This window comes from Ilumatobacter coccineus YM16-304, from assembly GCF_000348785.1.
Lineage (GTDB): Bacteria > Actinomycetota > Acidimicrobiia > Acidimicrobiales > Ilumatobacteraceae > Ilumatobacter_A > Ilumatobacter_A coccineus.
The window spans coordinates 3,707,613-3,733,109 of sequence record NC_020520.1 but is presented as its reverse complement, the minus strand read 5'-3'; the positions used below and the strand labels follow the sequence as shown (position 1 = coordinate 3,733,109).

Below are 25,497 nucleotides of genomic sequence, written 5' to 3'. Positions count from 1 at the left end.
GTCGGAATCGGGCGCCGGCTCCAGCGCTCGACGCTCAGCTCACGAGTCGGCGCTCAGCTCACGGGTTGAGGCTGTCGAGGGTCTTGTCGGCCTGATTGGTGCCGAGGAGCAGGAGGACGTCGCCGTCGAGTTCGCTCGTCTCGGTCGGGATCTCGTCGGGCATGGGCTCGACCTCGACACCCCCGAGCGCGGCGGCGAGGGCTTCGGCATCGTCCTGGGCGCCCTCGGCGTCGGTGTAGTGCACGACCGACTCGGCCAACTGCACCACGCCGTTGGTCGGTTCGCCGACGTTGAATCCGGCATCGTCGAGTCGGGTCGACATGCGCCCGGCCGACCCGCTGACGCCACTCGCATTGGCCACGACGATCACCAGACCGTTGGTCTCGACGTCGGCTGTGTCGGTCGTACCGCTCAACTCGGCGAGCGTGCGGTCGGCCTGGTTGTTGCCGAGCAACACCAGCACCTGGCCGCCGTCGAGTTCGCCGGTCTCGGTCGGGATCTCGTCGGGCATGGCGAGGGCATCGACGTCGCCGAGGGCTCGAGCGACCGATTCGGCGACCGCCTGCGCGCCGTCGTCGTCGGTGTAGTACACGACCGACTCGTCGAGCTTCTCGGCTCCGTTCGTGGGCGTGCCGGTGGTGAACCCACTGAGGCCGAGCTGGTCGGACATCCGGCCGGCGGTGCCGCCGACGATGCTCGCGTTCGCGACGACGACCGTGGCGCCCTCGGTGACGAGCGGTGCGACGGTGGTGGTGGTCGTGGTCGACGACGTGGTCGAGGTCGCCTCGGGTTCGGGTTCGGGCTCGGTCACCTCGGCGACGGTGGTCGTGGTCGTCGAGGCCGAATCATCGCCGCCGCCGCATGCGGCGATGAACAGGCAACCGGCGAGCGCAGCAGGGACTGTCCGTTTGAACATGTTCACAAGTCTTGTCGATCGGGCGTTCGCGATCGCGGCAGGCCCGGATCATCTGGCAGATGCGAGACAGCAATGATCGTCGGCGTCGTTCAGATCGACGCCGATTCGAGGGTCGGCGACAGGCTGTCGACACGCAGTCGACGTGCCCGCAGCTCTTCTGCGAATCGAGTCGGGTCTGACAGACTCGGCGGCATGTCACTCGTGCTCACCGATATCCGCGACGGCGTCGCAACGCTCACCCTCAACAACCCGGAGGAGCGCAACACGCTGACCGCTCCCATGGTCGACGAGATCATCTCGGCGATGGACGACATCGAGAACGACACGAACGTCGGTGCCCTCGTGGTCACGGGTGCGCCGCCGTCGTTCTGCGCCGGAGCGAACCTGGGCAACCTGTCCGAAGCCACAGGCGACAGCCTCGGCAAGATCTACGAAGGCTTCCTCCGGATCGCCCGGAGCCCGCTGCCGACCCTTGCCGCGGTGAACGGTGCCGCCGTCGGCGCCGGCATGAACCTGGCCCTGGGCTGCGATGTCCGCATCGTCGCCGACGAAGCGAAGATCGACACCCGCTTCCTCCAGCTCGGCATCCATCCCGGCGGTGGACACACCTGGATGTTCCGCCGGATCGCCGGCCCGCAGGCGGCGATGGCCGCGGTGGTGTTCGGTCAGGTCCTCGACGGCAAGGAGGCCGAGCGCATCGGGCTCGCCTACAAGTCGGTGCCGCGTGACGAACTCGCCGCGGTCGCCCAGGAGTTCGCGGCCGGAGCGGCATCGGCGCCACGCGAGCTCGCGATTCGTACGAAGGCGACCGTGCTGGCCATGGCCGACATCGACAATCACCCCGACGCCGTCGCGCGTGAACTCGAGCCGCAGCTCTGGTCGACGCAGCAGCCGTGGTTCGCCGAGCGCATGGCCGCGCTCAAGGCGAAGATCAGCTCGAAGAACAAGTGACGAGCGAGTAGGGCCGTCGGTCGAGGCGCGGTCGGTCGTTCAGCGACTGCGACGCAGTTGTCGCTCGAGGTCGCGGATCGAACGCGCCGTGACGCGCTGGTCGTCGTCGCTCGGTGTGAACGTCGGGTCGAACGCGACGCGGTCGAGCATCTCGCCGACGGCGTGCGGGTCGACCGCTCGTGGCGGGTCGTCGACGCTGCTCGCTGCCTCATCGACGCGGTGCGACACGTCGTCGGCCACGTCTCGCGCGGTGCGAGCCTCGGGAGCAAGCGCCGCGAACCGGTCGTGGAGCAATCCCCACGGCCCACGTTCGCGCCGGCGCCGGAGTTCGGCCAGGCCGCGCACCGCGCCCAAGGCGAGTCCGACGAGCAGAGCGGCGAGCGCGATCTCGACGGGTCGCGACGTGATGCCGGCGATCACCGCGTCGGCCACGTCGTTGCCGACGGTGGAGGCTTCGGTGTCGCCGGCGAGCGGAACCGAGGCCGTCGGGTCGAAGGCCTGCCAGCCGGTCTCGGGGAACCAGACCTCGACCCAGGCGTGAGCGTCGCTGGCTCGAACCTTCCACACGCCCGACACCTGGTCGCGTTCGCCCGGGATGTAGCCGGTCGCCAGGCGGGCCGGTACGCCCTGCGAGCGGAGCATGACCACCAACGACGACGCGATCTGCTCGCAGAACCCTCGTCGTGACTCGAACAGGTAGTCGTCGACGGCGTCGGCGCCGTCGGCGGGCACCGGGGCGTTGATGTCGTATTCGGTGTTGGTCGAGAGCCAGCGCTCGTAGGCGAGGATCGTGTCGTAGGTCGACCCATCGACACGCAGCTGCTCGGCGAGATCGATCGTGCGTTGCGTCGTCGAGTCGGGGATCGTGAGGAACGCGGTGAGGAGCTCGTCGCTGCGGTTGTCGGTGAGTTCGTCGAATCGTTCGGCGAGGTCGCCCTGGGCTCGAAGCATCTCGGGCGTCACCTGCACGCGCTGCGACACGACGGTGTAGATCGTTCCGGCCGTGAGCGTGCGGTCGGCACGGAGTGCGCCGTCTGGTCGCGTGTTGATGTTGCCGTCGAACACGATCGTCTCGGGCCGCGACGCGGCGAACACCACATTCGGCAGGTCGGACTCGACGTGGAAGGTCTGCACGAACTCCTCGGTGGGAGTGCCTCGTCGCGCCAGGTCGCCGAGCGTCGGCTCGACCGAGATCTGCGGGCCTTCGACCGTCGGTCCATCGGCGCCGGTGATGCGCCACGTCCGGCCGTCGAACTCGGTGAAGGTCTGACCCCGCCAGAAGGCCGGCTCGGGCGCGCGGACACGCATGACGATCTCGTCGCCGAGATCACCGCGCACCGACGTGTCGAGCGTTTCGGAGAAACCGGGATAGCCGGCGACCTCGCCGAGCGCACCGCGGTTCGGTGCGTCGGTGACGCCGTTCGACGGGGGAGGTGTGTTGCCTTCCGGGCCGGCGAGTGCTCCCGCGTCGGGCAGCGCCTCGCTGTTCGAGACGGCGGGAAGGCCGAGGCTCGCCGGGCCGTCGGGGATCGGGACGAGACTGGCGAGTCCGAAGGCCACCATCGTGGAGAGGGCGAACCAGGCGATGCCGCGTCCAGCGCGTCGACGAGACGTACGCGCGTCGACCCGCTCGCGGGTTGGAGACGTGCGTGCCGAGAGGGTCGCGAGCGACACGAGCGCAGCGATTCCCCAGGCGAGCATCCACCAGCCGACTCGGTCGTCGATGCGGAGGCCGGCGGCGTAAGCGACCACCACGCCGGTGATCGCGAGATGGACCCGCACGGAACGGCGACTCAGACTCTCGGCACCGTGCAGCACGAGCAGCAGCATCAAGAGGTCGGGCATCGGGCCACGGAGCGCCTCGATCAGCCCCCCGATGCCGGAGGCCTGCACCGCGATGCGGGCGAGTGCGCCGATGGCGATCGCCATGATCGTCACCCGCAGCCACGCCGGCGGGGTCTGTGCCCGAAGGCGAACCGCGAGGGCTGCGCCCACCGCGATGCCGAGCGTGGCAGCCACGCGCGTGATCATCGTGGCATCGAGTGCTCCGAGCAGCATGTTGAGTGCGATCGCTGCTGCTGCAGCGGTCCACCATCTCGGTACCGGGTCGACCAGTTCGTCTTCGGAGCGATATCCCGACAACGACCAGTTGCGCTTCCAGATCGAGACTCGCTCGCATGCGGTCGCGGTCGCCGGTCGGCGATCGGCGGCGAGCGTCGACCACCGTGCCGCGTCGTCGCCATCGCGCACCTCGACGGTGTCGCCGTCAGGCAGTTCGACGTACACCTCGTGGCCGTGGCGGAGGCCCTGCTCGAGGGTCCAGCGGAGGCGAGCGGGGTCACTGTCGAGCGGAATCGTCCAGCGGGTCTCGACCGCTGACCGACGTGCGCGAGCGACGATGCTGCCCGACCGGATCGTGGACGGCCAGTGAATCGCCTGATCGCTCTCGCCCTGGCGCCAGGGGCGGATGCCGTCGATGTCGCCGATCGGGCGACCGCGCCCGTCGGTCGACGAGCCGTCGTCGGTCGAGGCTCGTTCGTCGACGTCGAGCGTGGGTGCGGACGAGGCGGGCGCGACGTGCAGCCGGATCGGCACCCGCACCGTGCGCTTCCACCAGAGCAGGCCGGCGGTTCCGTTGGTCTCGATCGTCGCGTCGAGCCGTGTCACGGTTCCGGCGCGGTGCATCGTGAACTCGGCCGTCATCGTGTCGCCGCGATGGCCGAGTTCAACGCGGGTGACCGCGTCGCTTGCCGCTGCCCGCACGGTGGCGTACAGGGGGCTTCGGCTCGGGGCGTCGTCGTCGTGGCGGATGCGGAGATCGAATACGTCGTCGGTCGTGACGAGCGTGGGCGTCGTGACGTCGATCGTGCCGATCGACCGGAGCCGGACCCACCCGGACAGCATCGACGCGGCGAGCGCCACGGCGGTCACGACGAGGAGGAGCACCACGGCGGCAGCACCGGTGAGGCGGGCGATGGCGACACCGACGAGCCAGGCGCCGATGAACGCTCCAGCCCCCGGTGCCAGACCGCCGGGGCGTCGCCGTCCGACCCGCAGGTCGCCGTGGTCGGCAGGATCGTCGGCGTCGCGGGGACGCTGCTCGCCGGCCCGTGGCGGATCGTGACGTTCGGTGGCGCCGGGCGCGTCGGTGCTCGAGTCGGAGGAGGGGAGCGGTTGCTCGAGCAGCGAGCTCATCGGGTCGGGTGGCGGGCCAGGTGATGGTGGTGGGTCAGGTGCCGGGATCGGTTGGTAGGCGATGGCGTCAGGCGGTGGGGACCGGGACGGCGGCGAGACATTCTTCGATCGCTTGGCGGCCGGCGGTGGTCGATCCGCCGCTCTCCATCACCAGGATGCGGTGTGCGAGCGAGGCGACGGCCACGCGCGCGACGTCGTCGGGAACCACGTAGGTGCGGCCGGAGAGTGCTGCCCGGGCACGGGCCAATCCGACGAGTGACACGCCGGCCCGGGTGGATGCTCCGAGCCGTACGGCGGGGTGTTGGCGAGTGGCGCCGAGGAGTGCGACCACGTACTCGCCGACGGCGTCCGACACCTGAACCGAGGCGACCTCGTCTTGAACGACCGCGATGACGTCGGGGGTCGTGAGCGGGTCGATGGCGCGCAGCATCGTGCGGCCGCGTCGCCCGGTGACGACATCGAGTTCGAACTCTGCCGACGCGCGACCGGGTGTGACGACAGCGGCGAAGCGATCGAGCGATCCTTCTCCGAGTCCGTACGTGCCGGCGATCTCGATCGGATTCTGTGTGGCGACGAGCATGAACGGACTGGGGAGTCGATGGCTCGTCCCGTCGACCGTGACGGTCGCTTCCTCGGCGGCTTCGAGCAAGGCCGACTGAGTGCGCGGCGTCGCCCTGTTGAGTTCGTCGAACACGACGACGTTCGCGAACACCGGTCCGGGACGGAACTCGAGTCGGGTGCTGCCGGCGGCGTCGCTGATCGGCATCATCGAGCCGGTCACGTCGCCGGGGAGCAGGTCTGGCGTTCCCTGGATGCGTCCGAAGGTGCCGCCCACGGCCCGCGCGAGCACTTGCGCGAGCAAGGTCTTGCCGACACCCGGAATGTCTTCGATGAGGAGGTGGCCGCGAGCGAAGAGGGTGGCGACGGCGATCTCGGCGACCGCGTGTTGTCCGGCGACGACCGCGTCGATGGCGCTCACCAGTCGGGCGCCGAGTTCGGCGGCGTTCGCAGTTGGCGGCGCGGCCGGGCGGGCGTCGGCCGCGGCGGCGGTCGCCGTGGATGTCGCATCGCTGGTCAGCGCGTCGTTCGCCAAGGGAGGTGGGGGGAGCTGCACACTGGTTCATCGGTCGCTCCGGCTCGCCGCTTGACCTTCGGCGGGGGCCGACGCTCGAGGTTTCGTGCCTGTTTTCCGGTCTCGGCTCCGGCGACCCTGACTCGATGGGCGCTCGGCCGCGGGCCACCGACCATCCGAGCGGGGAACGCACGGATCTGGTGGACCAGCCGGAAGATCACGCAACGCGCCGCAGATTGCACGCACAGTGACGTGACCGTGGTCACGGAAAATCGCGCACGATCGTTACACGAGTCAAACGCACGGGAAACAGAACATGACCTACTGTGGTGATCACAACAACCGAAACCACCGTGGCCAACCGGCCACAAAGTAGGAGGTCACCAATGAGCCAGCGCAACCGCGACACGGATGTGCCGACACTGCCACGACAGGAACGCCGGGCCCACGCTCACAGCGAGCGGCACCGGATCCACGTCGAACTGCAGAACGTCGCACAGACCGTCTCGGCAGGTATCGAGCCGGAGGACGTGCACGAACCAGGCTCCGCCTGGAAGCCGATGCACCGACACGATGCGGAGGTCGCCAAGAGCAAGCTCGCCAAGCGGGGCCGCGTGAAGCGCCATTGGAAGACGAAGATGTGGAAGCGCCGCACACAGATGCGCCAAGAGAAGATCGACGCCTGGAAGATGGCTCGGGAGAACCCCACACTCGCCGGGTGATCCCACCCGCTTCGACGGTCCCCTAGTGAGAGGCGCCGCCACGACCTGGTCATCCAGGTCGGGGCGGCGTTTCGGGTTTTCGGCCGACGTGTCTGCGGTCAGCGGGCGGCCCGGCGGGCCTCGACCGCGGCGCGATACTCCTCGACTCGACGCAGCTTGAGCGCCTCGTACCCGCGGATCGACATCGGCAACGACAGCGCAGCCGTCGAGGCGGCCAGGGCGTCGGGGTCGTCGTCACGGCCGGCCAGCCAGTGCATCTCTTCGTGCACGAGCGAGCGGTATTCGTCGACGAGCGCTCGTTCGGTTCGGCGCATCTCGGTCGCTCCGAACGGGTCGAGCTTCGTACCGCGGAGACGCTTCCCCTTCGCCAGGGCGGTCATGAGCGGACGCCCGACCTTTGCCGGGATGCCCAGCTTCGAGTCGCGGCCGAGCGCTTTGAGCATCGGCGGGTGCAGGCGCCAGGTGACGGTGGCACCGGCGCCGCCGACCGCTTCTGCCGCGGCGGTCGACTCGGACGCGATCAGCAGTCGGGCGACCTCGTACTCGTCCTTGTACGCCATGAGCTTGTGCAGCGATCGGGCGACAACGGGCACGAGCGACGGTGCCGTCGTGGCAACACGCTCGAGTTCGGAGAGGAAGGTGGCGGCGTACTTCGCGTGCTGATAGCCGACGAGGTCGGCAGTGAGCATGTGGAGCTCGGCCTCCTGATCGGCGTCGTCGGTGAGGGCGCTCACACGCTTGGCGAGTCTGCTCGGAAGCGGCGGCACCTCGACGATCGGGGCCAGGCCGGCTCGCGATGCCGCAGGCGTCTCGACGCTGTCGGGGTCGACGATCCAGGCGCGCCCCCAACGGAACGCGTCGATGTTCGCCTCGACGTGGACGCCGTTGAGTCGAATCGCCTGCTCGATCGACTCGCTCGAGATCGGCAGGACGCCGTGCTGAACGGCCATGCCGATGACGAACGTGTTCGCGGTGGTGGCGTTGCCGAGCAGCCGCTCCATCAGTGCTCCGGCGTCGGCGAGGCGGGTCGCGTCGGGGTCGGTCGCCGTGTCGAGCCGTGCCCGTTGCGTGGCGAGCTCGTCGACGCGGAGCTCGGGCTTGCCGACCATCGCCCCGGTCGGGGTCGAGGTGGTCGAACCGACGGCGACGGTGTGGTCGGCTCGACATGCGACCAGCGTCCGGTCGGTCACCGAGGCGAGCAGGTCGAAGGCGAGGAGTACGTCGGCCGTGCTCGCTCCGAGGAGGTTGGAGGTCGGAGCATCGGCGAGGCGCAGGCGGATGTCGCTGGTGACCGGACCCGCCTTCTGCGACAGTCCGGTCTGGTCGAGGCCGCGAGCATCGAAGCCGTCGAGCATCGCTGCCGTGGAGATGACCTGCGCTGCGGTGACCACACCGGTGCCGCCGATGCCGGCGATGCGAAGATCGAGATGGTCGCTGGGGACGCGGAGCGTGGGGGCGGGGAGATCGGTCGGTGGGGTGAGTCGCCCGACTTCGACTGGCGGCGCGTCGGGGTCGGCCTCGACGGTCATGAAGCTCGGGCAGTCACCGTCGAGGCACGAGAAGTCGAGGTTGCAGGTGGTCTGGTCGATCGTGGTCTTGACGCCGAGCGGCGTGTCGATCGTCTGCACCGACAGGCAGTTGCTGACTTCGCCGCAGTCTCCGCAGGCCTCGCAGATCCGGTGGTTGATGACCACCCGCTGGGTGGGGGTGGTGATCCTGTCGCGCTTGCGGAGTCGGCGAGCTTGGGCGGCGCACGCTTGGTCGTGGATGAGCACGGTGACGCCCGGAACCTTCGCCAGCACCTCCTGCGCCTCGACGATCCGCTCGCGATTCCACACCTCGACGGTGCCGGCGCTGTCACGCGGCAACTCGACGCCCTTGTAGTCGTCGAGGTCGTCGGTGGTGATGATCACCCGCTTCACGCCGTGGCCGATCAGGATGCCGGCGATCGTCGGCACGTCGAGGTCGCCGACCGCGTCCTGTCCACCCGTCATCGCGACGGTCCCGTTGTAGAGCAGCTTGTAGGTGATGGTGTCGCCGGCGGCGATGGCTGCCTGCACGGCGAGTTGGCCGGAGTGGAAGAACGTGCCGTCGCCGAGGTTCTGGATGAAGTGCTCGCGGTCGACGAACGGGCTCATCCCGGTCCACTGCGCGCCTTCGCCGCCCATCTGGGTGATGCCGGCCATGTTGCCGACCTTGTCCTCGTCCATGGTCAGCGCCATCGTGTGGCAGCCGACGCCGGCGCCCACGAGCACGTCGCCGTCGGGAACCTTCGTGCCCCAGTTGTGTGGGCAGCCCGAGCAGAAGTAGGGCGCTCGCTCGACCGTGAGCGGGATGAGCACCCGGTCGCGCTGTGCCGGTGGCGGCGGAGCGAGGCGGTCACCGATCCGCCGCTCGAGGCGCTTGCGCAGCTGCGGTGTGATCGTGTCGGCGTACAGCGGGCCGTGGTTGGGCATCAGCGAGTCGCCGCGCTCGTCTCGCTTCCCGACGACGAGCGGTGGGTTGGTGGTGCCGTACAGCGCATCCTTCAGGTACAGCTCGAGCGTCGGGTCCTTCTCCTCGACGACGACGAGTTCTTCCAGCCCTTCGGCGAAGCGTCGGGTCGTGGCGATGTCGAACGGGAGCGGCACGCGGATCTGATAGAGCCGGATGCCGGCGTTGCTGATGTCGTCGTCGGTGACGAGGCCGAGGCGACGGAGCGACTCACGGAGTTCGCTGAACGTGTGCCCGGTGGCGGCCAGCCCGATCCAGGCGCTCGGGCCGGGGTCGACGACCACCCGGTTGAGTTGATTCGCCGCGAGGTACCGCTGGGCGCGCTCCATCCGTGTCGTGCGGATGTCGAGCTCGATGTCCATGTTGTGCGGCGGGAGGAGCCGCATGTCGGGGACGTGAAACTCGGCGGCGCCCTCGATGTGCATGTCGGGGATGACGATGTCGGTGCGATACGTGCGGACATCGACGGTGCCCGAGCCGTCGGCGACGGGAGCGACGATCTTCATCGCCGTCCAGAGACCGGTCGCCCGGCTCATCGCGATGGCGTGACGACCGAGGTCGAGCGCGTCTTGCACGTCGGCTGGATAGAAGACGGGCAGGTGCAGGTCGAGGAGGGCGAGATCGGAGCTCGACGGCACCACCGAACTCTTCGCGCCGGGGTCGTCGCCGACGAGCACGACCGCACCGCCGTGACGGGACGTGCCACCGAACACTCCGTGGCGAAGCGCATCGCACGATCGGTCGAGGCCCTGAGCCTTGCCGTACCAGAGGCCGAGCACACCGTCGTACTTGGCGTCGGGTTGCGCTTCGACGAGCTGTGTGCCCATCACGGCGGTGGCGGCGAGTTCCTCGTTGACGCTCGGACGAACGACGAAGGGCAGTTCGGGTCGCGCCGCGGCGGCGCGAGCGAAGTCGCCGTCGATGCCGCCGAGCGGTGAGCCGGGGTAGCCGGAGGCGAAGGCGGCGGTGTTGAGACCGTCGGCGCGGTCGGCGCGGAGTTGCTCGATCGGCAGCCGGGACAGCGCTTGTACGCCGGTCATGAACACACGGCCTTCGTCGGCCAGATATCGGTCGCTGAGCTGATACTCGCTGTCGGTGCTCGAAGTGTGCGTGTCGGGCCTGTCGATGGTGGTCACGGCGCCCCCGTTCGTGTCGTGCCGGTGGACACACTGTTTCAAACAGTCGGCGATCACGCAAGAAATCCGCAGAAGATTCTGCCAGAATGACGAAATGCCGAACATCGACGCGAAAAACGCCGAAATTCTCCGTCTGCTCCAAGCAAACGGACGGCGCTCGAACCGGTCGCTGGCCGACGAGATCGACATGTCGGCGTCGTCGACGCTCGAGCGCGTGCGCGATCTCGAACGCGACGGCGTCATCACCGGCTACCACGCCGAGATCGACCCGCGCTCGGTCGGCCGGGCCATCGACGCGATGATCTCGGTGCGCGTGGTCCCCAAGACGCGTGAGTTGGTCGGCAACGTGGTCGAACAGATCTACTCGCTGCCCGAGACCGTGTCGGTGTCGTTGATGTCGGGTGAGTACGACCTGATGGTCCACGTCAGCGTCGCCGACACCGCCAGCCTGCGCGCCGTGGTGGTCGATCAGATCGCGGAGATCCGCGGTGTGGTCGACGAGCGGACCAGCATCATGTTCGAACACCGTCGCAAGCGAGTGCTCGAACCGCTCATGCCCGCAACGTGACGGTTCGCGTCGTCGGCGACGTTCGACTCGTCAGCCGGAGATCCAGGCGGAGACGAGTTCGCTGCGACGCGTCGTCCACTCTTCGCTGGTGATGCCGTACCGGATGTGGTCTTCCCACTCGCCGTTGATCTCGAGGTAGCGCTGCGCGGTTCCTTCGTCTCGGATGCCGAGCTTCTCGACGATCCGTCGGCTGCGATGGTTGCGTGGCACGATGCAGATCTCGACTCGGTGCAGTCCCAACTGTTCGAACGCGAACTGCAGGACGAGCACCACGCCCTCGGCGGTGTAGCCGTTGCCTGCGTGGGCTTGATCGATCCAGTACCCGACGGTGCACGACTGCATGGCGCCGCGGATCACGTTGTTGAGGTTGACCTCGCCGGCGATCTGCTGGTCGACGAAGATGCCGAACTGGTACGCGGTGCCGGCCGCCCGGTCGCGGTCACGCTGGAGGCATCGTGACGAGAAGGCCGAACGGTCGGTGGTCGGATCGGGCTGATGCGCTTGGCGACTCGGCTCCCACACCGTGAGCCATTCGCCGTTGCGTTGCCGCACCTCGCTCCACGACCGGAAGTCGTTGGGGGCGAGTGGTCGGAGCATGATGCGCTTGCCGTACAGGCGCAGCGGTGCGAGCGACCGAGAAGGATGACGCAGCACCATGTCAGTCGTCACCGGAGGTCGGGGCGGTGGGCGTGTCGGCGACGTACGCGTGTTGGAGGTCGAGGCGTCGGACGATCGCCAGGATCACGCAGCAGGTCCCGATGATCGACTCGACGTGGTCGGGGTCGAGGCCCGGGTTGTCGCGTCGGTCGGCGATCGACTCGCCGACGAGCGTGCGGAACACCTCGTCGGCATCGGCACGCTGCAAGACGTAGCCGTCGGGCACCGTGGTCGAGCCGACCTCGACTCGAGCGACTTCGAGCGCGTGTCGTCCGCTGAACGACACGGACGGGGCGGCGGCGACCATCGGGGTGTCGAGGATGACGTCGTCGAAGTGGTCGGCGACGATGCCGAGTGCGTTGGTGAGTTGTGCCGGTGACGGTCGGTCGGCGCGCTCGAGTTCACCGTCGACCAACGACAACGGCCCGATCGGCATCGACCAGTCGCCCCCGCCCGTCATCGTGATCTGCACGGTTCGGTCGTCGATGTGGACGGTGAGTCCACCGGGGTCGGGGTTCACGAGCCGGCCTCCGAGGGGGCGGCGGTGCCGATGGGCGGCGGAATGCGCGCCAGCGTCCACTTGCCGATCTCGTCGTCGCCGGTGGCGAGTTCGTGTGCGACGTGTGCATGTAGACACTTCACCCCGGTGCGGGTGCCACCGACCCCGCCGTACGGGACGGGGCCGTCGTGATCGGCGGGAATCGCTGCCTGACGCTCGTCGTGGTATCGCTGGTGGATGGCATCGATGACGGCATCGTCGAGTTCTGCCTCGACCTGGTTGACACCGCCGGCCGCTTCGACGCGGCTGACGGCTTTGACGTGCTCGGCACCCACGAGGTAGTAGCGCGTCGGCATGGGCGTTCCGTCGTCGAGAAACGGGGCGTTGCGAACGACGATCGGGTCGCCGTCGTCGGCGCGCACGACGACGTCGAACTGGCCGCGTGGGCGTCGCCCGAGAAGCTCTTCGACCCGAGCGAGGTCGTCCATCAGCTCCGGCGGCGACGGAGGAAGAACAAGATCACCAGCAGCGCGGCGAAGGCGGGTGCCGCGCGCTTGATGATCGAGCCGCCGCTCACGTCCATGAGGTCGATCGGCTCGGCGGCCGGACCGTTGATCTTGCGAACCTTGGGCTCGTCGTCGGCGGCCTCGACCGCAGGAGCGGCTTCGGTGGGTGCTTCGGTGTCGGCTGCGGGTGCAGCATCGCCGACGCCGTCCTGGTCGATCATCTCGTTGAGGTTCTCGGCGAACTGATCGATGAGCTTGGCGCTCACGTCGCCGAGGATGCCGCGCCCGAACTGGGCGACCTTGCCGGTGATGTGCAGGTCGGTCGTGACGACGACCTTCGTGCTGGTGGGGGAGAGGCTCTCGGCCTGCGCGGTGATGTCGGCCGAGGCGTTGCCGCGCCCGCCCGTGTCGCGGCCCTTGCCCTTGATGACGGCGCGGTAGTTCTCGTCGTCACGCTCGACGAAGTGGGCGTCGCCCTTGAACTGCGTCGAGATCGCACCGAGCTTGACCTTGACGACGCCACGGTAGACCTCGCCCTTCTCGTCGTCGTGCGCGATCTCCTGCAGCTCGGCGCCCGGCAGGCACGGAGCGATCTTCTCCACGTTCGTGATGATCGGCCACGCCTCGGCGATCGGGCGATTCACGGTGAATTCGTTGACGAGTTGTTCTGCCATCGGCGGAGATCCTCTGTGGTGTCGATGTCGTCGGATGAACCAGAGCACGCTACTTCAACCACGAGGTCGGGGCGAAGCCGCATCAGACTGCGTGCGCCTTCGTCGCCCTCGTCGGGAAGCAGCTCCCAGAGTTCAGTTCCGACTGCGACGGGGTTGCCGCGCCGCCCATCGTACGAGGCAACGGTGATGGTCGCACCCGCACTCGCGGCGGCGACCGTGCGCCACGCGGCGCTGGTGACACCGGGCTGATCGCCGAGGCCGAACACGACGCGATCGGCGCCGAGTCGTCGTGCTGCGTCGATGCCGACCTGTACCGACGTGGCCTGCCCGTCGGCCCAGCGCGGGTTGTGCGCGACGGTGACGGCAGGTTGTTCGTCGGTGGGCGACGTGCGACCGGACGTCTCGCCGGGTCGCTGGTCGGACGGACCGGATGTTCCGGGTGACGCTGCGCGGCCGGGGGCGAGCAGCGCGTCGAGATCGGCGGCACCCGTCACCACGACCACCGGGCCGATGTCGGCGGCGACCAACGATGCCAGGGCACGTTCGACGACGGTCTCGGACGGTCGGTCGCGAGTGGCGTCGAGGCGGGCGAGGAGCTTGTGGGTCGGGCCGGTGAAGCGCGATCCGGCGCCGGCGGCCAGCAGCACTCCGACGACGTTCGGCATCGCCACAGTGTGCCGATAGCGGCGGCGCGAGTCGCGCTCGTCGGATGTTGCGAGTGGACGATCGAGATGGTCCGTCATGTGAACGACACAGAAAGTCGCGATTTCGACTTGAGTATTTCGATTGTGTGACGATATGTTACCTAGCTGTCACGAGAGCTCGTGGCAGTTGGCATCGCCACGATCGAGACAATGGCGTCTTGGTCAGATGTCTCGACACCTTCGAGATTCTTTCTGACACACATGAACTCCACTTCTTCCTTTGCCCTGCGCGCTCGCAAGTTCGCCCGGTCGGCCGCAGCGGCAACCGCAGCGATCGGCCTGTGCGCAACGCTGACGCTCACCGACGGCTCGACCGCTTCGGCGTCCGATGGCGAACTCCCGGTCAACGCACTCGCTGCCGAGATCACGGCGTCCGCCGATCAGGCGGTCGCTGCGCTCGATGCCTACGAGGCGAGCGGCGACGCCGCCGACGCTCGCACGTTCGCCTGGCACCGGGCGATCACCGCCCGGTACACCGCACAGCAGCTCGGTTACGACGAACTCGCCATGGTCGACGCCTGGGGTTCTGCTCCGCTCGATCACCAGCGGGCGGTACTCGGCGCGCTGACGCAGGTCGGCGTTCCGTATCGCACGAACTCGAGCGTTGAAGGCGAAGGTTTCGACTGCTCCGGCCTCACCGCCTACGCCTGGGACGGCGCCGGTGTCGAGTTGTACCGCCAGAGCGGCAGCCAGATCTCCGAAGCCGAATCGGTGTCGCGTGAAACGGCGAAGGCCGGCGACCTGGTCCACTACCCGGGTCACGTCATGCTCTACCTCGGCGTCGATGACGCGATCGTGCACAGCGTGAGCACGGGTCGCACCGTCGAGATCGACACGATCTCCGCCAGCCGACGCAACACCGTCAGCTGGGGCGACCCCACCGCCTGACCCGCCCACCATCTCTGGTTTCACCCCCGTCATCCGTCACGGATGACGGATCTGCGGGTCAAAACGCTCCCACCCCCACCGGTTTTGCTCCTGGAATCGGTCAGGGATGACGGATCTGCGGGGCAAAACTGGTCAGGAGTGGATGGGGCCGGTGCTGTCTTTGAGGCTGGGGACCATCTTGCCGGTCCGGCGAGCGATGATCTCGGCGCAGATGCTCACCGCGGTCTCCTCGGGCGTCCGTGCCCCGATGTCGAGGCCGATGGGTGAGAGCAGCCGATCGAGCTGCTCGCTGGTGAGCCCGACATCGGCCAGACGCTCCATGCGCTTGGCGTGCGTCTTGCGGCTCCCCATCACCCCGATGTAGCCCACCCGCGTCGCCAACGCACCCTGCACCGCGGGAACGTCGAACTTCGGATCGTGGGTGAGGATGCACACGGCGTCGCGTGGGGTCAGGTCGGCGCCGAGCTCGTCGAACATCGGTGTCGGCCAGGTGACGCGTACGGCATCGGCCATCGGGAAGCGCCGCTTGGTCGCGAACACCTCGCGCGCGTCGCACACCGTGACCCGGTAGCCGAGCACCTTGGCGACTCGAGCGAGTGCTGCGGTGAAGTCGACCGCGCCGAAGATCCACATCTGCGGGGGCGGAGCGTGCGACTCGACGAACACGCGGATCGTGGGCTGGTCGACGAGGTCTTCCGGCGTGGTCTGGCCTTCGGGGCCGTAGCTGCGGACTCCCGAGCGGGCGGCTTCGAGTTCGGCGAGTGCGTCACGACCCACCACTCGGTCGAGTTCGGGGTGCCCGAGTGACCCGATGGGGTCGGCGCCGTCGGTGGTGACGAGCAACTTGGCGCCGACGTGTGGCCCGTCGATCACGGTGGCGAGGGCGACGGGCTCCTCGGCCTCGATGAGGGCGGCGTAGCGGTCGAAGATCGGGGCGTCGCTCACCAGGCCAACTCCTCGATGAACAGGTGGATCGTGCCGCCACAGGTGAGCCCGACGGCGAACGCCTCGTCGTCGGAGTACCCGAACGTGACCACGCGCGGCTCGGTGGTGCCGTCGAGGATCGAGAGGGCTTCGCCGACGACCGCGCCTTCGACGCACCCGCCGCTCACGCTGCCGGCCACTTCTCCCGACTCGGTCACCGCCATGGCGGCACCAGGCAGTCGCGGGCCCGAACCTTCGATGTCGACCACTCTGGCCACGGCGATCCGTTCGCCGGCGGCCCTCCATCGGGCGATGTCGCCCAAGAGATCTTTCATGCGTTCATCCTCGCTGCTCGTGGGCCGATTCGCACGCCGTTCGCCGCGCCCGGCCACCTGTCCCTGAGACGAAGGCGCAGCGGGCCGACTGCATGTTTCTTTTCGTCCCGGTCCGAAGGAAACAAGCGGTTGTTTCTTTTCGTCCCGGTCCGAGGGAAACAAGCGGGGGTGGTCACTGGCCGATCACCCGCGTGAGTTCTTCCATCGCAGCGATCGAGTGACCTTCGACGAAGTGGTCGACGTGCGGGAGTGCGGCGGCCATCCCTCTCGCGAGCGGGGCGTAGCCGGGGGTGACCTTGAGCGGGTTGACCCACACGAGTCGGTGGGTCACCCGGTGCATGCGCTCCATCTGTTCGGACAGTTCGTCGGGATCGCCGCGATCCCAGCCGTCGGACAGGATGACCACGATCGAGTTGCGTGCCAGTCCGCGCACTCCCCACTGGTCGTTGAACTCGCGTAGGCCGTCGCCGAGACGGGTGCCGCCGCTCCAGTCGGTGACTCGCTCCGAGGCCGCCGACAACGCCACGTCGGGGTCGCGGCTGCCGAGCTCGCGGGTGATGCGGGTGAGTCGCGTGCCGAGCGCGAACGCCTCGACCTTCTGACGGCCGGCCACCGCGGCGTGGACGAAACGCAGCAGCGCCCGGGCGTATGGCTCCATCGAGCCGCTCACGTCGAGCAGCAACACGAGTCGCCGGAGCCGAGTGCTCGGCCGTCGGAAGTGCCGCTCGATCGGCTCGCCACCCGAGCGGATCGCCGTCTGCATCGTGCGTCGGATGTCGGGCTTCGGCGTCATCCGCTTCGACGGTTCGAGTCGCAGCGACGACCGAGGCGAGCCGACGAGTCGCAGCTGCGACATCAGGTCGTGAGCGTGCTGGAGTTCGTCGTCGCTGTACTGCGCGAAGTCCTTGTGCCGCAGCACTTCGGTCGACGAGAAGCGGAGTTCGATCGTGGGATCGTCGTTGGCCTCACCCGACTCGGCGCCGTCGTCGTCATCGTCGTCGTCGGTGTCGACGGCGATCGTGATCGACAGCGGTTCGTCGTCGACGAGGTCGAGTGGAGCGGTGCGGCCGTCGAAGAACACGGCGAACGCCCGGTCGAAGATCTCGATGTCTTCGGGGCGTCGCGCGAGCGTGGCGCGTCCGGCCCAGTAGGTGTTCGACCGGTCGTCGAGGCCCAGTTCGCAGAGCGCATCGGCGAACGTGTGAGTGCAACTCGTCGGCACCTTCATGCCGGCACCGCGCAACACCCGGGTGAAGGCGACGGCGATCCGCGCCGGGTCGGACCGGTGCATGACGGAGTCCGGAGGCGCGGTGCTGGTCACCCGTTCAGCAGACCCTTTTCGAACGCCTCTTTGACGATCGAGGCGACGCCGTGCTGTTCGACCCGCTGGTGGTCTTCTCGGTACTTGAGGACGGCGCCGAGCGTGTTCGACACGACGCGTTCGTCGAGTGCGGTGGCGCCGAGGCGGCCGAGCGCGTTGGCCCAGTCGATCGTCTCGGCCACCCCCGGCGGCTTGTAGAGGTTGAGGCGGCGCAGCGCTTCGACGGCGCGAGCGACCTGCTCGGCCAGCTCGTCGGCGACGCCCGGCACGCGCAGCTTGACGATGGCCACCTCGCGCTCGAAGCCGGGATGGTCGACCCAGTGGTAGAGGCAGCGCCGCTTGAGCGCGTCGTGGACGTCGCGGGTGCGGTTGGAGGTGAGCACGACGAGCGGGGGCTTCTCGGCTCGGAACACGCCGACTTCGGGCACCGTGATCTGGAAGTCGGACAGCACCTCGAGGAGGTAGGCCTCGAACTCGTCGTCGGCACGGTCGACCTCGTCGATCAGCAGCACCGGCGGCGGTCCTTCGACCGGTTCGAGCGCTCGCAGCAGGGCCCGCTTCACCATGAACCGCTCGCCGTACACCTCGTTCTCGAGATCGGTCGAACTCATCGTCTGCGTCTCGCCGGTCGCCTCGGCGGCACGCAGGTGCAGCAGTTGGCGGGCGTAGTCCCAGTCGTACACCGCCTGCGACACGTCGATGCCCTCGTAGCACTGCAGTCGGATCAGTTCGCCACCGGTCGCGGCGGCCAGCGCCTTGGCCAGTTCGGTCTTGCCGACGCCGGCTTCGCCTTCGAGCAGCAGTGGGCGCTTGAGGGTCATCGCGAGGAAGACGGAGGTGGCGATGCCCTCGTCGGGCAGATACCCCTGATTCGAGAGAGCCGTGCTGACGTCGTCCGGGGTCACGTCGCCCGACGTTACCGCAGCCTGCTCGATCTGGTCTCGTCTGCGTCGGCGGGTGGCACGATGGGGGCGTGGAGATCAGGATCTACTCGCCGCACGCCGAGCGCATGACGCTGCTCGTCGACGGCGACGCCGAGACCGACCTGCGGCGCGAGCGCGACCATTGGGTCGGTGAGGTGCGCGACGGCGCCGAGTACGGCGTGCGCGCCGTCGGACCGGAATGGCGACGGTTCGATCCCGACCGTCTGCTGATCGACCCCCGGGCGACCGAGGTCGCGTTCTCTCCGCAGCACACACGAGCGGCATCCCGACCAGGGGCGGCGAACAACATCGGCAGTGCTCCTCGAGCGGTGGCTCGATCGTGGCCCGCGCCTCGACCGCAGCGCCCCACCTCTCGACCCCTGGTCGTCGACGAACTCCACGTTCGCGGCATGACGAGGCGCCGCGACCGGCCCGACGCCGGAACGTATCGAGCGCTCGCCGACGAACTGCAGCGGCTCGCCGAACTCGGCGTGAGCGTCGTCGAACTCCTCCCGGTCCACCAGTTCGATCCGGGTGAGGACAACTACTGGGGCTACATGCCGCTCGTCTTCGGAGCCGTGCATCGGCAGTACGCAGCGACCGCCGACGCGGCCACCGAACTCGCCGACCTCGTCACCGCGGCGCACGAGCACGACATCGAGGTCTGGATCGACGTCGTGTTCAACCACTCGACCGAAGAAGACGAGCACGGGCCCACCTACAACCTGCGCGGCCTCGACGACCGCGACTACTACGTGGTGAACGACGACGGCTCGTACGTCAACGAGGCCGGAACCGGCAACATCATCGATGCGTCGTCTCCGGCGGCGCAGCGGCTGATCATGGAGGCGCTCGACCGGTTCGCCGATCTCGGCATCGACGGCTTCCGCTTCGACCTCGCCTCGGTGTTGGCACGTGACCCGACGTTCGTCCGCTCGATCGGCGACTGGGCGGAGCGGCGCGGCGTTCGCCTGATCGCCGAACCGTGGGACATCGCCCGCTACATGGTCGGCCGGTCGTGGCCCGATCGCCGCTGGATGCAGTGGAACGACCGCTTCCGCGACGACATGCGCGGGTTCCTGCGTGGCGAACCGGGTCTGGTGCCGGCGGTGATCCAGCGGGTGCAGGCGAGTCCCGACCTGTTCGACTCGCCCGCCACGACCGTCAACTTCCTCACCGCGCACGACGGGTTCACGATGTACGACCTCGTCGCGTACGACCGCAAGCACAACGATGCCAACGGTTGGAACGGTGCCGATGGCCCCGACGAGAACCGCTCGTGGAACTGCGGTTGGGAAGGCGACGTCGGCGTTCCGGAGTCGGTGATGTCGCTGCGTCGCCGCCAACTCCGCAACGCGTGGACGTTGCTCGCGCTGAGCCACGGCACCCCGATGTTCGTGGCGGGCGACGAGTTCGCCCGAACGCAGCACGGCAACAACAACCCGTATCGCCTCGACGACGAGACCTCGTGGGTCGACTGGCAGCGACGAGACGACTGGGGCGAGCTCGAAGAGTTCGCCCGGCGCATGTTGGCGTTCCGGGCGGAGCGGGAGGTGTTCGCCGAGACCTCCTGGTGGAGCGACGAGATCGAGTGGTTCGGCACCGAGGGCGGCCCCGATCTCGAACACCACTCTCGATCGGTGGCGTGGCATCTCCCGGGCCTGTACGTGATGGCCAACATGTGGTGGGAACCCCTCGACTTCGCCGTGCAGGCCCCCGGTCGCTGGCAGCGGACGATCGACACGACGCTCGAATCGGGGTTCGCCCCGACGCCGACTCCGGCCGGCACGTCGGTCACCGTCGGAGCGCGATCGATCGTGGTGCTCACGTCGCCATAGCCGGCAGCGGCGCCGGTGATCGCGCCGCGCCGAACACTCGGCTGCCGATCGCCGGGTTCTACAGTCGGCGCATGGACTTGGGGATTGCAGGACGTCGGGCGGCGGTGGCCGCCGGATCATCAGGGCTCGGACTCGGCACGGCGAAGGCGTTGGCCGCGGAAGGTGCGAGCGTCGTCATCTGTGGCCGCGATGCGCGTCGACTCGCGAGTGCCGCTGAAGAGATCGGGCACGGATGTCGCGCTGTGGTCGCCGATGTCGGCACTCCCGACGGCGCTGCCGGTTTCGTCGCCGACGCTGAGATCGCGCTCGGCGGTCCGGTCGACATCCTCGTGCCGAACGCGGGCGGCCCACCGCCCGGCACCTTCGAGTCGACCCCTGTCGATGCCTACCCGGCAGCGATCGACCTGTCGCTGATGTCGGTCGTGGCGATGTGCAAGGCCGCGGTGCCGGGCATGCAGGAGCGGGGATGGGGCCGCGTCGTGGCGATCACTTCGGTGTCGGTCCGTCAGCCGATCGCGAACATCATCCTGTCGAACACGGCTCGTGCCGGAGCGACGGCGTTCTTGAAGACGCTCGCCCTCGAAGTGGCCGAGAGCGGGGTCACGGTCAACTCGGTGCAGCCGGGAACCCACGACACGCCGCGCATCAAGGGGCTGTTCGACGAGGCGACGCGTGCGCAGATTCGACTCGGCGACGCCGACGACTTCGGATCAATCGTGGCGTTCCTGTGTTCCGACCAGGCCAAGTTCACCACCGGTGTCCAACTCCACGTCGACGGTGGCAGCTACCTCGGGCTCCAGTGACTCGTCGCGTCGAGCCCAGCGGGCTTCGAGACGGTTCCACACCCAGAAGCTGAGGCCGACGATCAGCCAGGCCGCGACGGCGTCGGCGAAGTAGTGCTCGCCGAAGTACATGAGCGACACGGCCATGGTCGCCGGGTACAGCAACATGAGGCTGCGCCAGCGCCAGTCGGTGACCCAGCGGAACATGAACACGACGAAGAAGAGCGAGAAGCCCGAGTGCAGCGACGGCATCGCTGCGACCGGGTTGGCCCAGTCTCGCCCGGTGTCCCAGGCGTCGACGGCGGCGTCGAGGCCGAGGTAGCGCCACCCGTTGCCGGTCGGCCGGCGCAGCGGTGGCAGCGCGTCGTAGCCGAAGGCGGGGTCGCCGGCCATCCACGGCGGTGCGGTCGGCACGACGACGAACATCGCACAGCCGACGAAGAGCAACGTCGCGAACCGGCGCATGTAGCGCACCCACTGTTCACGGTTGAAGAACCAGAGCAGGGCGATGGTGACGGGCGGGACGATGAAGTGCGAGTAGTAGACCATCGAGCCGACGACGTCGTACCAGCGCACCGTGCCGGGAGGTGCGAGGAATCGCTGCTGGAGTTCGACGACGCCGTCGGCACCGAAGAAGAACGCACGGTCGATGTTGCGGACCGACTCGACCTGGATGGGGAAGTCCAGCCCGTCGGCGAGACCTCGGCTCTCGGCGTAGGCCAGCCACATGGCGGCGAACAACAGGTAGTCGCGGAGCGACTCGACCCAGCATCGCCAGGGCCGGCCGACCGAGGCGACGGCGAAGAACAGCGCCATCGACGACAGCACGAGGACGTGGTTGATGATGATGCCGCGGGTGAAGAACCAGGCGACATAGCCGACGCCGAACAGTGCGACCAGGCTCAGCCTGATCGTCCGCCAACGCTCATCCGTCATCCGTGCGACGCTACCTCCCCGCGTCGCCCCGGAGATCTCGCTTGTTTCCTTCGGACCAGGTCGAAAAGAAACAACCGGGTCCGCTCTGAGATCGGGCGATCTGGCCCGTCAGGAGGAGGCGGCTTCGAGGGCGCGGCGGGTGAGCACTCGTGCGAGGTGTTCGCGGTACTCGACGCTGGCGTTGAGGTCGGCGGTCGGGTCGCAGCCCACCGCGGCCTGTGCGGCGGCGTCTTCGATCGAGGCGCCACTGGCGAGGGCCTCGCTCACGGCGGTGGCGAGGATCGGCACCGATCCCATGTTGACGAGCCCGATGCCCGAGCTGCCGTTGCCGTGCCAGGCGGCGACGCCGACGATGGCCCAGTCCTGCGCACGACGGTTGAACTTCTGGAAGCTCCAGCCGGCCCCGTCCATCTTCGGCACGCGGATCTCGGTGAGCATCTCGTCGGCCGCCAGGTCGGTCGTGAGGAAGCCCTTGTAGAAGTCGCCCGCAGCGATCTCGCGAGTGCCGTTGGGGCCCTGAGCGACGTAGGTGGCGCCGAGGGCGAGGGTGGTCGCGGGCAGGTCGGAGGCGGAGTCGCTGTGGGCGATGGAGCCGCCGATCGTGCCGCGGTGGCGGACCTGCGGGTCACCGACGTGCGAAGCGGCGTGCGCCAGGAGCGGCACGTGCTGCTTGAGCAGGTCGGAGTTCTCGACGTCCATGTGGCGGGTGAGGGCGCCGATGGCGATCGTGTCGCCGTCTTCGCGGATGTACGACAGGTCGTTCAGGCGACCGATGTCGATGAGCACGGTCGGTTGCGCGAGGCGCAGCTTCATGAGCGGCAGCAGGCTGTGGCCACCGGCGAGGAACTTGGACTCGTCGCCGTGCTGGCCGATGAGGCTGATGGCCTCTTCGGCGGATTCTGCTCGGACGTACTCGAATGCTGCGGGGATCACTGGTTGGGCTCCTGGGTGGTGAAAAGCGTGCTGGACGAAATGTAGACGGTGAACAGGGGTGAGGGCGAAGAGGCGGTCACGATCGAGCGTCTTCGATCGCCTGCCAGACCTTGAGCGGGGTGGCGGGCATCTGGATGTCGGTGACGCCGAGGCCCGACAGCGCGTCGACGACGGCGTTCATCACGCATGGCGCAGCGCCGATCGTGCCGGCCTCGCCGACGCCTTTGACGCCGAGCGGATTGGTGGGCGACGGGGTGACGCTCTCGCCGGTGGTGATGTTCGGAACATCACTCGCAGCAGGCACGAGGTACTCGGCGAGCGTCGACGACTGGAGGTTGCCGTCGTCGTCGTAGCGAGCTTCTTCCCACAACGCCTGGGCGAGCCCTTGGACGACGCCGCCGTGGACCTGACCTTCGACGATCAACGGGTTGACCTGCACGCCACAGTCGTCGACGGCGACGTACTGGAGCACCTCGGTGCGACCCGTCTCGGTGTCGATCTCGACGGCGCACATGTGCGTGCCGAACGGCCACGAGAAGTTGGGTGGGTCGTAGGTGACCTGTTCTTCGAGGTTGGGTTCGAGCCCGTCGGGCAGATCGTGCGCGGTGAACGCTTCGAAGGCGACGGCGGCGAGTGGCATCTCCTTGTCGGGCTGCCCGGCGACTCGGAACACGCCACCGGAGAACTCGAGGTCGTCAGGGTTGGCCTCCATCTGGTGGGCAGCGATCTGCTTGGCCTTGTCGATGACCTTGTCGCACGCCATGCCGACGGCGACGCCACCGACGGGCAGCGAGCGTGACCCGTACGTGTCGAGTCCGAGCGGGGCGATGGCGGTGTCGGAGTGGAGGACGTCGACGTCGGCAGGGTCGACGCCGAACTTCTCGGCGGCGATCATCGACCACGAGGTCTCGTGGCCTTGACCGTGCGGCGACGTGCCGGTGACGACCTGGATCTTCGAGGTGGGCAGCACACGAACGGTCGCCGACTCCCAACCGCCCGCCGAGTAGTTGAGGGAGGCCAGCACGCGTGACGGTGCGAGACCGCACATCTCGAAGTACGTCGACACGCCGATGCCGAGCCGTTTGCGGGCGCCGGGCACGTTCTGTTCGGCCTGGCGAGCGCGGAGCCCGGCGTAGTCGAGCAGACCTTCGGCGACCGTTGCGGCCTTGTCGTGGTCACCGGAGTCGTAGACCAGGCCGGTGTAGGCCTCGTACGGGTACTTGACGGTCGGGATGAAGTTGCGGCGTCGCAGTTCGAGCGGGTCGATGCCCATCTTGCGAGCGAGCGCGTCCATCGCATGCTCGATCGCGTAGGTGGCCTCGGGGCGTCCGGCACCGCGATAGGCGTCGGTCGGCGTCATGTTGGTGAACACCGACGTACACGAGAAGTCGAACGCCTTGGGGAGTTCGTACACCCCGGCGTAGAGGAACGCGCCGAGCAGCGGCACGCCGGGAGCGACGAGTTGCAGGTAGCCGCCCATGTCGCCGATGAGGCGTACGCGCAGGCCGGTGAGTTTGCCGTTCTCATCGGCGGCGAGCTCGATGTCTTGGATCTGGGCGCGGCCGTGGATGGTGGCCTGTGCGTTCTCGCTGCGCTCTTCGTTCCAGCGCACGGGTTTGCCGACCTTGCGGGCGAGACCGACGCACAGGAGCTCCTCGGCGTACACGTTGAGCTTCGAACCGAACCCGCCACCGACGGCTGGGCACACCACGCGCATCTGCTGTTCGGGGATGCCGAGCGTGAGCGCCGTCATCACCTTGAGGATGTGCGGCACCTGCGTCGACGAGTACAGCGTCATGTTGCCGCCGAACGGTTCGGGCTGGGCGACCACGGCCCGCGGCTCCATCGCCATCGGGATCAGACGCTGCTGGACGTAGCGCTCCTTGACGACGTACGCGGAGTTCTGCATGGCGGCTTCGCAGTCGCCCTCGTTCTCCTCGATGACGAGCGGCCACGTGTAGGAGGCGTTGGTGCCGAGTTCGTCGTGGATCACGACCCGGTCGCTGAGCGCGTCCTCGAGATCGGTGATGGCTTCGAGCGGCTCGTACTCGACGTCGATCAGTTCGAGCGCATCGTGGGCGATGGCATCGGTCTCGGCCAGGACGCACGCCACGCCGTCGCCGACGTACACCGCCTTGTCGACGGCGAGCGGATAGTGCGCCGGGTTCTTCATGTCATCGGTGACCGGCCACGCACACGGCATCGGTGATGCCCAGGTGTCACGCAGGTCGGCACCGGTGTACACGGCGTGGACGCCGTCGAGTGCGAGTGCCGCCGACGTGTCGATCGAGCCGATCGTCGCATGCGCGTACGGGCTCCGCAGCACGGCCATGTACAAGGCGCCGGGCACCTTCATGTCGTTCGCGAAGACGGCCTCTCCGGTGAGGAGCGCCGGGTCTTCCTTGCGCAACAGCCTCGTGCCGAGCACGTTGTTGCCCAGAGCGTTGTTGCCGGTTGCTGGATCTTCGGTGATGGTCATACGTTGAACCCCCAGTTCACGTGTCCGCCGAATGGATGTCGACCC

At 68.2% G+C, this 25,497-nt stretch carries 22 protein-coding genes; 6 read left to right on the top strand and 16 right to left on the bottom strand.

Translation table 11 applies throughout. The features are described from left to right. Window positions 1–58: 58 nt before the first annotated feature. On the bottom strand, window positions 59–916 hold the full coding sequence (locus tag YM304_RS22910; protein WP_154723511.1) for a LytR C-terminal domain-containing protein: 858 nt from the start codon (window positions 914–916) through the stop codon (window positions 59–61). Window positions 917–1,108: 192 nt separating this feature from the next. Here YM304_RS22910 and YM304_RS16800 point away from each other — a divergent pair, with 192 nt between their 5' ends. Next, window positions 1,109–1,867: an enoyl-CoA hydratase gene (locus tag YM304_RS16800; RefSeq protein ID WP_015442912.1), complete on the top strand. Its 759-nt coding sequence runs from the start codon at window positions 1,109–1,111 to the stop codon at window positions 1,865–1,867. Between the two features lie 39 nt (window positions 1,868–1,906). Here YM304_RS16800 and YM304_RS16795 read toward each other — a convergent pair whose 3' ends face one another. Next, the gene (locus YM304_RS16795) at window positions 1,907–5,062 is read right to left on the bottom strand and encodes a transglutaminaseTgpA domain-containing protein (protein ID WP_015442911.1); all 3,156 of its coding nucleotides are present in this window, start codon (window positions 5,060–5,062) and stop codon (window positions 1,907–1,909) included. A 67-nt stretch (window positions 5,063–5,129) separates the two neighbouring features. Then, window positions 5,130–6,176 carry an AAA family ATPase gene (locus tag YM304_RS16790; protein WP_015442910.1) on the bottom strand — a complete coding sequence of 349 codons (1,047 nt, stop codon included), beginning with the start codon at window positions 6,174–6,176 and terminating at the stop codon, window positions 5,130–5,132. Between the two features lie 344 nt (window positions 6,177–6,520). Between YM304_RS16790 and YM304_RS16785 the strand changes: the two genes are divergently transcribed. Further along, complete coding sequence (locus tag YM304_RS16785; RefSeq protein WP_015442909.1) at window positions 6,521–6,856, top strand: hypothetical protein; 336 nt, start codon at window positions 6,521–6,523, stop codon at window positions 6,854–6,856. A gap of 98 nt (window positions 6,857–6,954) precedes the next feature. Here the strand turns inward: YM304_RS16785 and YM304_RS16780 are convergent, their stop codons facing one another. Then, a complete protein-coding gene (locus YM304_RS16780; protein ID WP_015442908.1) occupies window positions 6,955–10,485 on the bottom strand; it encodes an indolepyruvate ferredoxin oxidoreductase family protein in 3,531 nt (1,176 codons plus the stop codon). Here YM304_RS16780 and YM304_RS16775 point away from each other — a divergent pair. Further along, window positions 10,445–11,053, top strand: a complete 609-nt coding sequence (locus YM304_RS16775; protein WP_197536897.1) for an Lrp/AsnC family transcriptional regulator — start codon at window positions 10,445–10,447, stop codon at window positions 11,051–11,053. The two genes, YM304_RS16780 and YM304_RS16775, sit on opposite strands and share 41 nt — an antisense overlap. Window positions 11,054–11,083: 30 nt before the next feature. Here the strand turns inward: YM304_RS16775 and YM304_RS16770 are convergent, their stop codons facing one another. From YM304_RS16770 to YM304_RS22905, 5 genes are read right to left on the bottom strand one after another with little or no spacing between them, the layout of a single operon-like run. After that, window positions 11,084–11,722 carry a GNAT family N-acetyltransferase gene (locus YM304_RS16770; RefSeq protein WP_154723509.1) on the bottom strand — a complete coding sequence of 213 codons (639 nt, stop codon included), beginning with the start codon at window positions 11,720–11,722 and terminating at the stop codon, window positions 11,084–11,086. Then, window positions 11,712–12,230, bottom strand: coding sequence for a hypothetical protein (locus YM304_RS16765; protein ID WP_015442905.1), 519 nt, complete (start codon window positions 12,228–12,230; stop codon window positions 11,712–11,714). Before YM304_RS16765 ends, YM304_RS16770 begins: the two co-directional genes overlap by 11 nt. Then, window positions 12,227–12,697, bottom strand: coding sequence for a DUF501 domain-containing protein (locus YM304_RS16760; protein WP_015442904.1), 471 nt, complete (start codon window positions 12,695–12,697; stop codon window positions 12,227–12,229). The genes YM304_RS16765 and YM304_RS16760 overlap by 4 nt, the downstream gene beginning before the upstream one ends. Further along, the gene (locus tag YM304_RS16755) at window positions 12,697–13,389 is read right to left on the bottom strand and encodes an SRPBCC family protein (RefSeq protein ID WP_015442903.1); all 693 of its coding nucleotides are present in this window, start codon (window positions 13,387–13,389) and stop codon (window positions 12,697–12,699) included. The genes YM304_RS16760 and YM304_RS16755 overlap by 1 nt, the downstream gene beginning before the upstream one ends. After that, entirely contained in the window at window positions 13,356–14,054 is a 699-nt protein-coding gene (locus tag YM304_RS22905) for a nucleotidyltransferase family protein (protein ID WP_162142097.1), read from the bottom strand. Before YM304_RS22905 ends, YM304_RS16755 begins: the two co-directional genes overlap by 34 nt. 240 nt (window positions 14,055–14,294) lie before the next feature. Between YM304_RS22905 and YM304_RS22900 the strand changes: the two genes are divergently transcribed. After that, window positions 14,295–14,981 (top strand): C40 family peptidase, encoded by a 687-nt coding sequence (locus YM304_RS22900; RefSeq protein ID WP_015442901.1) that lies wholly within the window; start codon window positions 14,295–14,297, stop codon window positions 14,979–14,981. A gap of 132 nt (window positions 14,982–15,113) precedes the next feature. On the opposite strand, the gene YM304_RS16740 is transcribed toward YM304_RS22900, so the two are convergent. The 4 genes from YM304_RS16740 to YM304_RS16730 form a co-directional block, all read right to left on the bottom strand. Next, window positions 15,114–15,926 carry an XdhC family protein gene (locus tag YM304_RS16740; RefSeq protein WP_015442900.1) on the bottom strand — a complete coding sequence of 271 codons (813 nt, stop codon included), beginning with the start codon at window positions 15,924–15,926 and terminating at the stop codon, window positions 15,114–15,116. Beyond that, entirely contained in the window at window positions 15,923–16,240 is a 318-nt protein-coding gene (locus YM304_RS25440; RefSeq protein WP_070105374.1) for an XdhC family protein, read from the bottom strand. The genes YM304_RS16740 and YM304_RS25440 overlap by 4 nt, the downstream gene beginning before the upstream one ends. A gap of 172 nt (window positions 16,241–16,412) precedes the next feature. Then, window positions 16,413–17,561, bottom strand: a complete 1,149-nt coding sequence (locus YM304_RS16735) for a vWA domain-containing protein (RefSeq protein ID WP_015442898.1) — start codon at window positions 17,559–17,561, stop codon at window positions 16,413–16,415. Beyond that, window positions 17,558–18,466 (bottom strand): AAA family ATPase, encoded by a 909-nt coding sequence (locus tag YM304_RS16730; RefSeq protein WP_015442897.1) that lies wholly within the window; start codon window positions 18,464–18,466, stop codon window positions 17,558–17,560. Before YM304_RS16730 ends, YM304_RS16735 begins: the two co-directional genes overlap by 4 nt. Before the next feature lie 68 nt (window positions 18,467–18,534). Between YM304_RS16730 and YM304_RS16725 the strand changes: the two genes are divergently transcribed. Together YM304_RS16725 and YM304_RS24145 are read left to right on the top strand one after the other, a co-directional pair. Continuing rightward, on the top strand, window positions 18,535–20,322 hold the full coding sequence (locus YM304_RS16725) for an alpha-amylase family glycosyl hydrolase (protein ID WP_015442896.1): 1,788 nt from the start codon (window positions 18,535–18,537) through the stop codon (window positions 20,320–20,322). A 71-nt stretch (window positions 20,323–20,393) separates the two neighbouring features. Beyond that, window positions 20,394–21,125, top strand: coding sequence for an SDR family oxidoreductase (locus tag YM304_RS24145; protein WP_015442895.1), 732 nt, complete (start codon window positions 20,394–20,396; stop codon window positions 21,123–21,125). On the opposite strand, the gene YM304_RS22895 is transcribed toward YM304_RS24145, so the two are convergent. The 3 genes from YM304_RS22895 to YM304_RS16710 form a co-directional block, all read right to left on the bottom strand. Beyond that, window positions 21,033–22,040, bottom strand: coding sequence for a phosphatase PAP2 family protein (locus tag YM304_RS22895; protein ID WP_015442894.1), 1,008 nt, complete (start codon window positions 22,038–22,040; stop codon window positions 21,033–21,035). The two genes, YM304_RS24145 and YM304_RS22895, sit on opposite strands and share 93 nt — an antisense overlap. A gap of 108 nt (window positions 22,041–22,148) precedes the next feature. Beyond that, window positions 22,149–22,973, bottom strand: coding sequence for an FAD binding domain-containing protein (locus YM304_RS16715; protein ID WP_015442893.1), 825 nt, complete (start codon window positions 22,971–22,973; stop codon window positions 22,149–22,151). Window positions 22,974–23,049: 76 nt separating this feature from the next. Next, window positions 23,050–25,452 (bottom strand): xanthine dehydrogenase family protein molybdopterin-binding subunit, encoded by a 2,403-nt coding sequence (locus YM304_RS16710; RefSeq protein WP_015442892.1) that lies wholly within the window; start codon window positions 25,450–25,452, stop codon window positions 23,050–23,052. Window positions 25,453–25,497: the final 45 nt, after the last annotated feature.

Bases quoted from the DNA above. Each gene is read 5' to 3' on its own strand.
- YM304_RS22910 (WP_154723511.1), bottom strand. From the start codon at position 916: ATGTTCAAACGGACAGTCCCTGCTGCGCTCGCCGGTTGCCTGTTCATC.
- YM304_RS16800 (WP_015442912.1), top strand. From the start codon at position 1,109: ATGTCACTCGTGCTCACCGATATCCGCGACGGCGTCGCAACGCTCACC.
- YM304_RS16795 (WP_015442911.1), bottom strand. From the start codon at position 5,062: ATGAGCTCGCTGCTCGAGCAACCGCTCCCCTCCTCCGACTCGAGCACC.
- YM304_RS16785 (WP_015442909.1), top strand. From the start codon at position 6,521: ATGAGCCAGCGCAACCGCGACACGGATGTGCCGACACTGCCACGACAG.
- YM304_RS16760 (WP_015442904.1), bottom strand. From the start codon at position 12,697: ATGGACGACCTCGCTCGGGTCGAAGAGCTTCTCGGGCGACGCCCACGC.
- YM304_RS16755 (WP_015442903.1), bottom strand. From the start codon at position 13,389: ATGGCAGAACAACTCGTCAACGAATTCACCGTGAATCGCCCGATCGCC.
- YM304_RS22905 (WP_162142097.1), bottom strand. From the start codon at position 14,054: ATGCCGAACGTCGTCGGAGTGCTGCTGGCCGCCGGCGCCGGATCGCGC.
- YM304_RS22900 (WP_015442901.1), top strand. From the start codon at position 14,295: ATGAACTCCACTTCTTCCTTTGCCCTGCGCGCTCGCAAGTTCGCCCGG.
- YM304_RS25440 (WP_070105374.1), bottom strand. From the start codon at position 16,240: ATGAAAGATCTCTTGGGCGACATCGCCCGATGGAGGGCCGCCGGCGAA.
- YM304_RS24145 (WP_015442895.1), top strand. From the start codon at position 20,394: ATGGACTTGGGGATTGCAGGACGTCGGGCGGCGGTGGCCGCCGGATCA.
- YM304_RS22895 (WP_015442894.1), bottom strand. From the start codon at position 22,040: ATGACGGATGAGCGTTGGCGGACGATCAGGCTGAGCCTGGTCGCACTG.
- YM304_RS16710 (WP_015442892.1), bottom strand. From the start codon at position 25,452: ATGACCATCACCGAAGATCCAGCAACCGGCAACAACGCTCTGGGCAAC.